Origin of the sequence: Salinilacustrithrix flava (assembly GCF_041228405.1) — a bacterium.
Taxonomy (GTDB): Bacteria; Actinomycetota; Acidimicrobiia; order Acidimicrobiales; family Salinilacustritrichaceae; genus Salinilacustrithrix; species Salinilacustrithrix flava.
The window spans coordinates 1745864-1758814 of sequence record NZ_CP133888.1 but is presented as its reverse complement, the minus strand read 5'-3'; the positions used below and the strand labels follow the sequence as shown (position 1 = coordinate 1758814).

14 protein-coding genes are annotated in these 12951 nt (G+C 68.7%); all 14 read right to left on the bottom strand.

Translation table 11 applies throughout. The annotated features are described in order from the left end of the window. Positions 1–69: 69 nt before the first annotated feature. The 14 genes from RGQ06_RS08755 to RGQ06_RS08690 all read right to left on the bottom strand — a co-directional run bounded on the left by RGQ06_RS08755 (position 70) and on the right by RGQ06_RS08690 (position 12950). Positions 70–1557 carry an NADH-quinone oxidoreductase subunit N gene (locus tag RGQ06_RS08755; RefSeq protein ID WP_432426950.1) on the bottom strand — a complete coding sequence of 496 codons (1488 nt, stop codon included), beginning with the start codon at positions 1555–1557 and terminating at the stop codon, positions 70–72. A gap of 4 nt (positions 1558–1561) precedes the next feature. Next, positions 1562–3103: a complex I subunit 4 family protein gene (locus RGQ06_RS08750; protein ID WP_432426951.1), complete on the bottom strand. Its 1542-nt coding sequence runs from the start codon at positions 3101–3103 to the stop codon at positions 1562–1564. 42 nt (positions 3104–3145) lie between these two features. After that, positions 3146–5623, bottom strand: coding sequence for an NADH-quinone oxidoreductase subunit 5 family protein (locus RGQ06_RS08745; RefSeq protein ID WP_432426952.1), 2478 nt, complete (start codon positions 5621–5623; stop codon positions 3146–3148). 2 nt (positions 5624–5625) lie between these two features. Further along, positions 5626–5934, bottom strand: coding sequence for an NADH-quinone oxidoreductase subunit NuoK (gene nuoK, locus RGQ06_RS08740; protein WP_432426953.1), 309 nt, complete (start codon positions 5932–5934; stop codon positions 5626–5628). 2 nt (positions 5935–5936) lie between these two features. Beyond that, positions 5937–6443, bottom strand: a complete 507-nt coding sequence (locus tag RGQ06_RS08735) for an NADH-quinone oxidoreductase subunit J family protein (RefSeq protein ID WP_432426954.1) — start codon at positions 6441–6443, stop codon at positions 5937–5939. Then, complete coding sequence (locus tag RGQ06_RS08730) at positions 6443–6937, bottom strand: NuoI/complex I 23 kDa subunit family protein (protein ID WP_432426955.1); 495 nt, start codon at positions 6935–6937, stop codon at positions 6443–6445. The genes RGQ06_RS08735 and RGQ06_RS08730 overlap by 1 nt, the downstream gene beginning before the upstream one ends. After that, positions 6937–7974, bottom strand: coding sequence for a complex I subunit 1/NuoH family protein (locus tag RGQ06_RS08725; RefSeq protein ID WP_432426956.1), 1038 nt, complete (start codon positions 7972–7974; stop codon positions 6937–6939). Before RGQ06_RS08725 ends, RGQ06_RS08730 begins: the two co-directional genes overlap by 1 nt. Positions 7975–8038: 64 nt before the next feature. Next, entirely contained in the window at positions 8039–9211 is a 1173-nt protein-coding gene (locus tag RGQ06_RS08720; protein WP_432426957.1) for an NADH-quinone oxidoreductase subunit D, read from the bottom strand. Beyond that, positions 9208–9921: an NADH-quinone oxidoreductase subunit C gene (locus RGQ06_RS08715; RefSeq protein ID WP_432426958.1), complete on the bottom strand. Its 714-nt coding sequence runs from the start codon at positions 9919–9921 to the stop codon at positions 9208–9210. The genes RGQ06_RS08720 and RGQ06_RS08715 overlap by 4 nt, the downstream gene beginning before the upstream one ends. Further along, positions 9908–10408 (bottom strand): NADH-quinone oxidoreductase subunit B, encoded by a 501-nt coding sequence (locus RGQ06_RS08710; RefSeq protein WP_432426959.1) that lies wholly within the window; start codon positions 10406–10408, stop codon positions 9908–9910. The genes RGQ06_RS08715 and RGQ06_RS08710 overlap by 14 nt, the downstream gene beginning before the upstream one ends. A 13-nt stretch (positions 10409–10421) precedes the next feature. After that, positions 10422–10787, bottom strand: coding sequence for an NADH-quinone oxidoreductase subunit A (locus RGQ06_RS08705; RefSeq protein ID WP_432426960.1), 366 nt, complete (start codon positions 10785–10787; stop codon positions 10422–10424). Between the two features lie 111 nt (positions 10788–10898). Continuing rightward, positions 10899–11768 carry a L,D-transpeptidase family protein gene (locus tag RGQ06_RS08700; protein WP_432426961.1) on the bottom strand — a complete coding sequence of 290 codons (870 nt, stop codon included), beginning with the start codon at positions 11766–11768 and terminating at the stop codon, positions 10899–10901. A gap of 88 nt (positions 11769–11856) precedes the next feature. Next, complete coding sequence (locus RGQ06_RS08695; protein WP_432426962.1) at positions 11857–12612, bottom strand: sulfite exporter TauE/SafE family protein; 756 nt, start codon at positions 12610–12612, stop codon at positions 11857–11859. Next, positions 12609–12950 (bottom strand): hypothetical protein, encoded by a 342-nt coding sequence (locus RGQ06_RS08690; protein WP_432426963.1) that lies wholly within the window; start codon positions 12948–12950, stop codon positions 12609–12611. Before RGQ06_RS08690 ends, RGQ06_RS08695 begins: the two co-directional genes overlap by 4 nt. Position 12951 lies beyond the last annotated feature (1 nt).

Sequence of the window (12951 nt, the reverse complement as noted above, 5' to 3'; positions counted from 1 at the left end):
GGGAACGTGGGGCTCCCCGCAGCGACGAAGGAGCGAGGAAGCCCCAGAAGTACAGTGAGGAAGCCCGGATCAGAAGGCCAGGAACGTGGCCTGGTCGCCGAGGCGGGTGGCCAGGTTCGACACGCCGAAGGCCATGGTGGCCACGACGGTGAGGGCCAGGGCCGCGCCGATGGAGAACGGCACCACGACCGGGCTGCGGTCGCCGTCGGGGACCGGCTTCATCCACATCTCGCGGGCCACGTTCGCGTAGTAGTACAGCGCGATCACCGAGTTGACGGCGACGATGGCACCCATCACGTAGCCGGATGCGGTGTTGGCATCGGCCAGGGCCCGGAAGACCACGAACTTGGCCAGCCAGCCGCCCAGCGGCGGGATGCCGGCGAGGCTGAACAGGAACAGCGACAGGATCACGGTGAGGCCAGGGGCGTACTCGAACAGGCCGCCGAAGGACGTGATCTCGGCCGAGCGGGTCTTGCGGGCGATGCCGATGACGGCGGCGAAGGCGCCGAGGTTCATGGCGGCGTAGATCACCAGGTAGGTGATGACGGCCTGCAGGGACAGCTCCGACGCGACCGACAGCGGGGCGAGGATGAAGCCGGCCTGGGCGACACCGGAGTACGCCAGCAGCCGGACCACGTTGGTCTGGCGCAGCGCGATCAGGTTGCCGATGGTCATGGTGGCCGCAGCCAGCACCCACATCAGGGGCTGGATGACGTCGTCGCGCCCGGGGAAGGCGAGGTAGATCACCTGGAGCAGGGCCACGAAGCCGGCGGCCTTGGACGCCACCGCGAGGAACGCGGTGATCGGTGTGGGCGCGCCCTCGTACACGTCGGGCGCCCAGGTGTGGAACGGCACCGCCGACACCTTGAAGGCGAAGCCGACGACGACGAAGACGATGGCGAGGGTGATCAGCGCCGTCTCGCCGGCACCGCCGGCGATGGCCTGGCCGATCTCGGTGAGGCGGGTGTCGCCGGCGACGCCGAAGAGCAGCGACATGCCGTAGAGCAGCACCGCCGAGGCGAACACGCCCATCAGGTAGTACTTCACGCCGGCCTCGTTGCCGATCAGGTCCCGCTTGCGCCAGCCGGCGAGCATGTAGGCCGGGATCGAGAGCAGCTCGAGGGCGATGAACACCGTGATGAGGTCGCGCGCGCTGGCCATCAGCGTCATGCCGATCAGCGAGGACAGCAGCAAGATGTAGTACTCACCCTCGGCGTAGTCGCCCTCGGCGATGTAGTTCGTCGACATGAGGATCACGACGTAGCCCGACACCAGGAACAGTGCCTTGAGGACCAGCGAGAAGTTGTCGACCACGTAGGCGCCGTCGAACAGGAACCGGTCGGCGCCATCGGTGGCCAGCGTGATCACCGGGATCAGGGCGCCGAGCACGCCGAGGCCGGCGATGGAGGACAGGAACGGGTTGTTCCCATCCGGCTTGATCACGTCGACGACCAGCACCGCCACGAGCGCGCCCACGAGCGCGAGCTCGGGACCGAACGCGTGGAAGTCGATGTTGGGGGCGACGAAGTCGCTGACCTGGGCGAGCACGGCGAGCACCGGATCAGTTCCCGGTCGCCGCGGCGATCTGGCTGGCCACGTTCACGATGGAGCCATCGGAGACCTTGAACAGCAGGTTCGGGTAGACGCCGAGGATGAGGATGAGGGCGAGCAGCGGCGTCCAGGCGATCCACTCCGGCCCGTTGACGTCGTGGATGTTGGGGTCGTCGACGAACTCGTCCTTGACCGTGCCGAACGCGGTGCGCTGGTAGAGCCAGAGCAGGTAGCCGGCGGCGAGCACGGTGCCGATCGCGGCCACGACCATGTAGCCGCGGAACAGCTCCACGGGCAGGCCCTCGGCGGGCTGGTAGGCGGCGAGGATGGCGGGGAACTCGCCCCAGAACCCGGCGAGGCCGGGCAGGCCGAGGCTGGCCATGGTGCAGAAGCCGAGGATCCAGCCGAGGCGGGGCGCCGAGACCAGCAGGCCGCCGAGGCGCTTGATCTCGAGGGTGTGGTAGCGCTCCTTCACCGAACCGGCGATGAAGAAGAGCATGCCGGTGATGAGGCCGTGGGCGACCATGCCGAAGACCGCGGCGTTGAGGCCGAAGTCGGTGAGGGTGGAGATGCCGAGCATCGTGTAGCCCATGTGGGCGACCGAGGAGAACGCGATCAGTCGCTTCATGTCGGTCTGGGCCAAGCAGCCGAGGGCGCCGTAGATGATGCCGATGACGGCGAGCCCGCCGATCCACGGGGCCCAGGACTGGGCGGCCTCGGGCAGGATCGGCAGGGCGACGCGGATGAACCCGTAGGTGCCGAGCTTCAGCAGCACGGCGGCCAGGATCACCGAGCCCTGCGTGGGGGCCTGGGTGTGGGCGTCGGGCAGCCAGGTGTGGAACGGGAACATGGGCACCTTGATGGCGAAGCCCATGAACATGCCGCCGAACACGATCAGCTGCGTGGTGCGGGCGATGTCCATGCCCTGGACCCGCTCGGCCAGCTCGACCATCGAGAACGTCTCGCCGCCGGTCAGGAAGAACAGCGCGAGGAAGCTCAGCAGCATCAGCGCCGAGCCGAACAGCGTGTAGAGGAAGAACTTGATCGAGGCGTACTGCCGCTCGGGCCCGCCCCACACCCCGATCATGAAGTACATCGGCAGCAGGACGACCTCGAAGAAGACGAAGAAGAGGATCAGGTCCTGGGCGACGAAGGTGCCGAGCATGCCGGTGTGCAGCACGAGGATGAGGGACAGGAACGCCTTGGGGTTGTGCGGCTCTGGGAAGTGGTTCCACGAGTAGGCGATGACCAGCGGCGTGATGAGCAGGGTCAGCGCGATGAGCGGCACGGACAGGCCGTCGATGCCGAGGATGAACCGCGAGTTGATGACGTTGATCCACTCGTTGTCACGCAGGAACTGCAGCGACCCCGTGTCGTCGTAGTCGAAGTCGGCGAGCACTGCGATGCCGATCGCCGCGGTGACCAGGGAGGTCAGCAGGGCCAGCACCTTGTGGGTGTCGTCGGCGTCCTTGGGGAACAGCATCATGATGGCGACGCCGGCGAGCGGCGCGAACACCATCGCGGTGAGTCCCCAGTCCTGGATGAAATCCATGTCGGTACGTCTCTCTGGTCTCTGCTGGGCTGGAAGAAGGGGCTAGATGACGACGATGAAGATGCCGGCGAGGACAACGGTGGCGGCGAAGAGGATCGCGCCGTACTGCTGGACCTTGCCGGTCTGCATGATCCGGAAGACCTGGCCGCCACCCTCGGCGGCGTAGCCGGAGCCGTTGACGGCACCGTCCACGACCTTCTGGTCGATCGTCTCGTAGACGAAGCGTCCACCGACGACGGCACCCTTGCCGACGCCGTCGACGACGCCGTCGAGGATGTGCTTGTTGAACCAGTTGGTGGCCCGGGCCACGGGGCCCTTCACGCCACCGGCGATGATCCCGGTGTACAGGTGGTCGAAGTAGTACTTGTTCACCAGGATCCGGTGGCCCACGCCCGCGAGGCGGTTGCGCTGCGTGATGCCGTGGGGGCCGAGGCCCTTGAAGTACCAGGCGTAGGCGAGGCCGATGCCGAGCAGGCCGAGCAGGGTCGAGCTGAGGGCGATGACGATGTCGAACTTCGGGTGGGCGAAGACCGCACCGGTGGGGCCGGCCTCGGTGAGCGACGGGAAGTAGCCGCCGCGGGGCTCGAAGAGGTGCTCGAACACGAGGGCGAAGTCCTCGGGCCACCACGACAGGGCGCCGGAGTTCGGGATGTTGGCGAACCCGGCCACGATGGCGAGGCCGGCGAGGATGTAGAGGGGCACCAGGATGCGGGGCCCGGACTCGTGCGGCAGGCCGTGGTCGCCGGCGTGGGGGTCGTGGGCGGCCTCGAGGTCGTCGCCGTGGCCGGAGTCGGCGGCGAGGTGGTCCTCCTCGACCGGGTGGTCCTCGGTGCCGTGGCTGACCTCGCCGTGGTGGGCGCCGCGGAACTCCCCGAAGAAGGTGAGGTAGATGCAGCGGGTCATGTAGGCGGCGGTCATGAGGGCACCGATGGAGCCGACCACGAGGAACGCCGTGTAGGAGCCGTCGCCGCCGAGCTGGCTGGCGCCGGCGAGGATCTCGTCCTTGGACCAGAAGCCGGCGAAGGGGAAGATGCCGATGAGGGCCGCGGTGCAGATGACGAAGGTCCAGAACGTCTTGGGCATGAACTGCTTCATGCCGCCCATGTCCTTCTTCATGTCGAAGCTGTGCACGGCGTGGGCGACCGAACCCGAGCCGAGGAACAGGCCGGCCTTGAAGAACGCGTGGGTGAAGAGGTGGAACAGGGCCGCGGTCCAGGCGCCGACGCCGAGGGCCATGACCATGTAGCCGAGCTGGGACACCGTGGAGTACGCCAGCACCTTCTTGATGTCGGACTGGACGAAGGCGAGCCCGGCACCGCCGAGGACGGTGAGGCCGCCGACGACGGCGAGGGCGTTGATGCTCGAGCCGCCGATGACCAGGCCGTTCCAGAACACGCCGTACATGCGGGCGACCATGTACACGCCGGCCACGACCATGGTGGCGGCGTGGATGAGCGCGGACACCGGGGTGGGGCCGGCCATGGCGTCGGGCAGCCAGGTGTGGAGGATGAACTGGCCCGACTTCGACATGACCGCGGCGAGCAGGCACAGGCTGGCCACGAGCAGCGCGGTGTGGGTGATGTCGCCGGTGTTGGCGAGGGTGTTGATCTCGATGATGTCGAAGGTCTGCCCGGCGGCGAAGAACAGGATGATCATGCCGACGAGCAGGCCGACGTCGCCGACGCGGTTGGTGAGGAAGGCCTTCAGGGCGGCGTCGGAGTTGGGCTTCTCCTCCCACCAGTGGCCGATGAGGGCGAAGGAGCACACGCCGACCAGCTCCCACAGCGTGATGAGCTGCAGGGTGTTCTGGGACATGACGAAGCCGAGCATCGCCGCCGAGAACAGGGACAGGAACGCGAAGTAGTGGGTGTAGCGGCGGTCGCCGGCGACGTAGTCGGTGGAGAAGACGTGCACCAGCAGCGAGATCAGGGTGACGACGAAGAGCATCATCACGGCCATGCCGTCGAGGAGCATGCCGACCTCGAACTCGACGGTGCCGTTGGTCCACCAGGTGACGGACTTGGTGACCGGCTCGATCGTGTACTCGGCGTGGCCCTCGCCACCGCCCTCGCCCTCCTCGGCGACGGCTGCGACCGTCGGGGGCCCACGGGCCGAGGCGCTCTCGCCGTCGACCATCGGGCCGGCGCCCTCGGCGGCGGGCACGACCAGCGCGCCCTCGTCACCCGCGGGGAGCTCGGGGTCCTCGGCGCGGGCGGCGTCCTCGTCCTCGGCGGGGTCCTCGGTGTCGTCGCCGTGGCTCTCCTCGCCGTCCTCGGCGTGGGACTCGGCGGCGTGCTCGGAGTCGTGGACGTAGCCGTACCACTGGACGTTCACGCCGACGGCGAACAGGAAGCAGAACCCGATCGACACGATGCCGATCCAGGACGCGTGCTTGCCCAGGCGCTTGCCGATGGCGAGCGTCAGCACGAAGGACGCGGCCATGACCAGCGGTACGACGTACGCGTTCTCGAGGAGGAAGCCAGGCTCGACGGCCCCGGCAGCTTCAGCGGCTCCGAACACGATCAGCCCTTCATCTGCGCGACCTCATCGAGGTCCACGCTCTTTCGGTTGCGGTAGATGACCAGCACCATGGCCAGGCCGACGCCCACCTCGGCGGCGGCGACGGCGATGACGAACAGGGCGAACACCGAGCCGGCGATGGTGCCGTTGTGGGCGCCGAAGGCCACCAGGTTGATGTTCACGGCGTTGAGGATCAGCTCGATCGACATCAGCACGATGACGGCGTTGCGCTTGGCCAGCACCCCGTAGACGCCCGTGGAGAACAGGATCGCCGACAGCAGGAGGAACTGGTTGAGCATGAGGTCGTCCACGATCAGTCCTTCCGCGCCAGCGCGATGGCCCCGACGAGGGCGGCGAGCAGGAGCACCGAGACGGCCTGGAACGGGACGAGGTAGGGGGCGAAGAGCGCGTCGGCCACCTGCTCGGTGTTCCCGGAGATCTGCGTCGACGCGTTGGCCTGGTCGAGGGGCTCGTCCCCGAAGTGGTCGAGCAGCGACGTGGCCAGGAGGACGAACAGGATCACCCCGGTGAAGGCGCCGACGTACCAGTAGTCGTTGGTGAGGTTGACGTCCTCGCCCAGCTTGGCCCGGGTGAGCATCACGCCGAACAGGACCAGCACGACGATGGCGCCGATGTAGATGAGGACCTGCGTGGCGGCCAGGAACTCCGAGGCCAGCAGGACGTACTGGGCGGCGACCCCGGCCAGCACGAGCACGAGGTACATGGCGGCGTGCACCACGTTCTTGACCGTGACCACCCGGATGGCGGAGAACGCCATCACGGCCGCGATCACGTAGAAGAAGATGTTCTGGGCGACCATCAGCGGGGGACCTTCTTGACCTTCTGCTCCGAACCGGCCTCGTAGGGCTCGAAGTCCGGGACGGTCTCCATCCACTCGCCCAGGCGCTCCTTGTCGTGGAGCAGGTCGGCGATGCGGGGCTCGGAGTACTCGAACTCCGGGCTCCAGAACAGGGCGTCGAACGGGCAGACCTCGACGCAGATGCCGCAGTACATGCACAGCGCGTAGTCGATGTCGAAGCGGTCGAGCGCGGAGACGGTGCGGGGCTTGCCGCCCGGGCGCCGCGGCGGCGCCTTCTCCTTGTGGCCCTCGATGTAGATGCACCAGTCCGGGCAGCTGCGCGCGCACAGCATGCAGACCGTGCAGTTCTCCTCCTTGAGGGCGATGACGCCGCGCGCCCGCGTGGGGGGCGGCTCCTTCTCCCTCGGGTACTGCACCGTGACGTTCGGCGACAGCATCTCCTTGAAGGTGACCTTCAGACCGGAGATGACGCCGGGGATCTTGGGCTTGGGCATCAGAACACCACCTTGAGGATGCCGGTGGCCGTGATGTTCACGAGCGCGAGCGGGATGAGGAACTTCCAGGCGAAGCGCTGGAGCTGGTCCTCGCGCAGCCGCGGGTACGTGAACCGGATGAAGAAGATGATCCCGCCGAAGACCATCATCTTGGCCAGCAGGATGATGGGACCCAGGACGTTCATGTAGTTGGCCTCGAGGTCGAGGCCGGGCAGCCACCACCCGCCGAGGAACAAGGTGGCGGCGATGGCGGCGAAGGCGCCGGCGGTGGCGAACTCGCCGATGAAGAACAGCAGGAAGCGCAGGCCCGTGTACTCGACGTGGTAGCCGCCGACGACCTCGGACTCGGCCACCGGCATGTCGAAGGGGGTCTGGGCGAGCTCGGCCTGCATGGCGATCATGAAGATCAGGAGGCCGATGAACTGGGTGAGGATGAAGGGGTTGCCGATGGCGCCCCAGCCGAAGATCTCGCCGGTGGCCTGGGCCACGACGATGCGCTGCAGGTCGAGGGTGCCGGCCTGGATGACCACGCCGATCACCGACAGCACCAGCGGCAGCTCGTAGGCGATGAGCTGGCCGGCGGCGCGCAGGGCACCGAGCAGGGAGTACTTCGAGGCCGAGGCCCAGCCGGCGAGGATGATGCCGATCACCGAGATCGATGACACGGCCATCACGTAGAAGATGCCGGTGCCGAAGAACTGGTTGTCGATGAACACCATGTCGGGTCCGAAGGGGACCACGACGTAGGTGAGCAGCACGGTGGCGACCACGATGTACGGCGCCATCTTGAACAGCGTGCGGTCGGCGGCGTCGGGGACGACGTCTTCCTTCTGCAGCGCCTTGCCCACCTCGGCCAGCAGCTGCATGGAGCCGTACGGGCCGGCCTCCATGGGGCCGAGGCGGTTCTGCATGAAGCTGACCATCTTGAACAGGAACACGTAGACGAACGTGCCCGCGGGCAGCAGCACCGCGGCGAGGACGCCGAGGCTGCGCAGGATCGACTCCTGCCAGTACGCCAGCTCCAGACCCAGCATCATCGTGCGTCACCGCGGGTTGTGAGGCTCTGCCGAACAACTCGGTTAGTGAGCGAAGCGAACGACATCATCGGTCGATGTCTCCCAGGATGAAGTACAGCGAACCGAGGATCGAGATGATGTCGGGCACGTAGACGCCCCGCAGCACCCACGGCACGATCGAGATGTTGTGGAAGCTGGCGGTGCGGATCTTGACCCGGAACGGGCCGAGGTCGCCCTGGGAGACGACGTAGTAGCCCATCTCGCCGAGCGGGTTCTCGGTGGCCACGTAGGCCTCGCCGGCGGGCACCTTGATGATGCGGGGCACCTTGGCCATGATCGGGCCGGCGGGCAGGTCCTCGCAGAGCTGGGTGACGATCTTGCAGGCCTCGCGGGTCTCCTGCAGCCGCACCCAGGTGCGGGCGTAGCAGTCGCCGTCGGTGTGGGTGATCACGTCGAAGTCGGCGTGCTTCCAGGCCATCGGCGAGTCGACGTCGCGGCGAAGGTCCCAGTCGACGCCCGAGGCCCGCAGGTTGGCGCCGGTGAGGCCGTACTGCTGGGCGATCTCGGCCGGGATGATGCCGATGCCGCGTGTGCGCTGCTCGAAGATCTCGTTGCCGAGGAGCAGCTCCTCCATCTGGTCGCAGAAGGCTTCCATCTTCCGCATGATCCGGATGGTCTCGTCGAGCCAGCCCTTCGGGATGTCGTCCTTGAGGCCGCCGATGCGGTTGAAGTTCGGGTGGAAGCGGCCGCCGCTGACCGACTCGGTCTGGTTCAGCACGAACTCGCGGTCGCGCATCGCGTAGAACATCGGCGTCAGGGCACCGATCTGCACGCCCATGTCCCCGAGGAACATGGTGAGGTGGGCGATGCGGCCCATCTCGTGGAAGATCGTGCGCAGGTACTGGGCCCGCAGCGGCGCCTCGACGCCCATGAGCTGCTCGGCCGCGAGGATGAAGGGCACCTCGTTGCAGGACGCGGCCAGCCAGTCGATGCGGTTCACCAGCGTGGTGATCTGCGGGTAGGTCCGCACCTCGACGAGCTTCTCGTAGCCCCGGTGCATGTAGCCCATGATCGGCTCGACCCAGAGGACCTGCTCGCCGTCGAGCTTGGCGACGATGCGCAGGGTGCCGTGGGTGGCCGGGTGCTGCGGGCCGATGTTCAGCGTCATGCCGTCGTCGGTCTCGAGCTCGACGTTGACGCGCGCGTCCGCGGCCTTGGCGGCGACGTAGGCGAGCTGCTCCGATTCGGTGACGGTCATTGGTCGCCCTCCTCCTCGTCGCCGCCTTCGTCGGGCATGGCCTCGACGTCGACGATGCCGGGCCACGGCTTCACGTGCCGGGCCAGCAGCGGGTAGTCCTTGCGCAGCGGGTGCCCCTCGAAGCCGGTGGGCAGGTAGAGGTTGCGCAGGTTGGGGTTGCCCTCGAAGCCGATGCCGTACATCTCGTGCACCTCGCGCTCGTTCCAGTCGGCGCCGGGGTAGATGGCCACGATGGTCCCGATCGCGCCGGGCAGGTGGGGGTCGGCGTCGACGGGCGGGACGTCGACCTTGACGATGATGCCGAGGTCGCGCTCGGCCAGGTTCATCACCCGGGCGAACACCTGGTAGCGGGTGTCGCCGCCGGCGACGCCGGTCTCGAGGGTGCTGGGGTCGACGGCCAGCGCCGCGGCGAGCAGCGCCGGCAGGTCGACGTCGACCGCGGCCTCCTCGTAGCGCCCGTAGGGCGAGGGCAGCCAGTCGATGGCGGAGAGGAACTCGAAGAAGCGGAAGCCGAGGTCGTCGCGCAGGTGGCGCATGGTGGACACCCACGCCGCCGGCGTGACGCGTATCCACAGGTCGCGGCCCGGGAGGATGTGGGAGCCGAGGAGGTCGTCGCCGAGTCGCTCGGCCAGGCCGGCGAGGAGGGCCTCGCGGCGCTCGTCGGTCTCGGTCGCCTCCTGCTCGGGGGCCTCGGGATCAGCTGACGACAATGGGATCACCTCGCCACTTGTCGGCCATGTCCTCGTTCTGGATGCGCTCCTGGAGCAGCACCACGCCCTCGAGCAGCGCCTCGGGCCGGGGCGGGCAGCCGGGCACGTAGACATCGACCGGGATGACCTGGTCGACGCCCTTGGTCACCGAGTAGCTGTCCCAGTACGGCCCGCCGCAGTTGGCGCAGGAGCCCATGGAGATCACGTACTTCGGGTCGGGCATCTGCTCCCACAGGCGCCGCACAGCCGGGACCATCTTGTCGGTGACCGTGCCCGAGACGCAGAGCAGGTCGGACTGGCGCGGCGACGCCGGCAGCGGGATGACGCCGAGACGCATGATGTCGAAGCGCGGGCCGGCCATGGCGGCCGCCATCTCGATGGCGCAGCACGCGAGGCCCCACTGGTACATCCAGAGGGAGTACTTGCGTGACGTGTTGAGCAGCTGCGTGAGCGGCTTCGGGAGCTTGCCGCTCTCGACCAGACCCATGGGGTTCCCTCTCCTAGATCCAGCGCAGGACACCCTTGCGCCACGCGTGCACGAGGCCAAGGGTGAGGATGAAGATGAAGATCAGCATCAGGACGAGGCCGTAGACGCCGTACTCCTCGACGCGGGTGGCCCACGGGAAGATGAAGACCGCCTCCACGTCGAAGATCACGAACATCAGGGCGAAGATGTAGTACCGGATCTGGCTCTGCGACCACGTGTCGCCGACCGGATCCACGCCGGACTCGTAGTTCTTGTACTTGCCTTCCTGGCGACGGGTCGGGCGGATCAGCGAGCCGAGGCCGAGGACGCCCGCCAGGAGCGCGACCGCAACGCCACCGAAGATGGCAACCGTCAGGTAATTACGGAGGAACTCCGACACGGAGGGGCACCCTACTGACCGGTGCAGAAGTGGGCCAAGATCGCCCAACCGGGCCCCAGACCCCCCATCGGGGCCTGAATTCGGGGCCCTCCGGACGGTCGAGGACCGGTCTCAGTACACCCAGACCGGCGTCCCGACGGGCATCAGGCCCTCCGCCCAGAGCAGGTCCATCACCCGGTCGTGGACCCGCGCGCAGCCGTGGGAGGCAGGGTGGCCGGGGATGCTCGGCGAGCCGTGCACGGCGATGCCGGCGTTGAAGTACTTGGGCCGGTACAGGTCGCCGAGCGGGGCCTCGCGCACGCCGTCGATCTCCCGCTGGACGGTGAAGCGGCCCGGGGGCGTGCGCCAGCCGGTGGTGCCGGTGGAGGTGTTGAACGCGAGGGTGCGCCCACCGCGCACGACGATGAGGAGCTGGCGCTCGAGGTCGAGCTCGACGTGGTCACCGCCCTCTCGGGCCGCCACCGGGCCGGCCGTGTCGAGGGCGGCCATGGTCGCCGGTCCGGCGATGCCGTCGCGGGACAGGCCGGCGTGCTTCTGGAAGGCCATGACCGCCTGCTGGGTCACCGACCCGTAGTCGCCGTCGACGACCGGCACCCAGAACCCCAGGGCGAGGAGGCGCTCCTGCAGGGCGGCCACCTCCGGCCCCTCGTCGCCGCTGCGGTACGTGGGCGGTGCGGGCACCGTGGCCGGCGGCGACGTGGTCGTGGTCGTGGTCGGTGCCGTGGTGGTCGGTGCCGTGGTGGCCGGTGCCGTCGTGGTCGGCGCGACGGTGGTCGTGGTGGTGGGCGCCTCGGTGGTCGGGGGAGCCGTGACCGGGACCGTGGTGGTGGGGGCACCACCGTCGACCGCGGTGGCCTCGGTGTCGGCGACGTCGAGGGAGCGCAGGGCGTGGTAGCCGCTGAAGCCGAGGGCCACGCCGATGGCGAGGAGCAGCGCGGCGCGGGCACCCGGGCGGCGGTGGGGGGATCGTGGTTTCGCCATCACCGATGAGACGCTCCAGCCCCGCCCGCCGTTCGCCGGAAATCTATGACATCGGTCACGCAACCGCGCTGGCGGAGCCGGGATCGGCTCACCGCAGCGCGAGCCAGATGGCGACGACGACGCCGAACACGACGATGGTGGTGCGCAGGACGTCGGGCGACAGGCGTCGGGCCAGGCGGCCGCCGACGTAGCCGCCGAGCAGGCTCGCCGGGGCGACGATGGCCACCGCACCCCAGTCGACCGGGCCGAACAGGGCGAACGCGACCAGTGCCACGGTGTTGACCAGCAGGGAGACGGCAGCCTTGAGCCCGTTGAGCCGCTGGAGGTGGTCGGCGACGAAGATGCCGAGCACGGCGAGCAGGATCACGCCCAGGCCGCCACCGAAGTAGGCGCCGTACACGGCGGCCAGGAAGATGGCCACGTGGAGCTGCGCGGTCTGGCCCTGGCCGCCGGCCTCGGTGCGGGCCAGCACCGCCTTGGCGATGCGGGGCTGGAGGGCGAGCAGCACCGAGCCGGCGAGCACCAGGAACGGGACCACCGCGTCGAAGACGGCGTCGGGGGCGACGAGCAGGATCGCGGAGCCGGCTCCGGCGCCGAGCACGGAGGTGACGGCGAGCCCCCGGAGGCGGGCGCCCTGGGTGCGCAGCTCGCTGCGGTAGGCCGCGGCGCTGCCCAGGTAGCCGGGCCACACCGCCGTGGTGTTGGTGACGTTGGCGTCGAGGGTCGGCAGCCCGGCGGCGACGAGGGCCGGGAACGAGATGAGGGACCCGCCGCCGGCGACCGCGTTGACGCCGCCGGCGAGGAACCCGGCGACGGCGATCAGCACGGCCTCGGCGATGGTCACCGGGACCGGTCCTCGGCGCGGCGGGCGAGCCGGTCCTGTTCGGCGTCCAGCACGGTGTTGGTCATGCCCCCGAGGTGGGCCTCCGCGAAGGCGACGAGGTCGTCGAGGCGCTTGGGCGGGAACACGAGGGTGACCGTCTGGCCCTCGTAGGTGAACCAGGCCTGCCATTGGCCGGTGGTGTCGGTGCGGTGCAGCGTGACGGTGGTGCGCGGCGCCGGCCACGTCACGGGCGCGTCGAGCGTGGAGCGCCGTCGGGCCAGGCGGCCCGTGCGGGGCGAGATGGTGACGAGCACGTCGTCGACCTCGACGACGTCGCCGGCCGACTGGATGGATGCCACG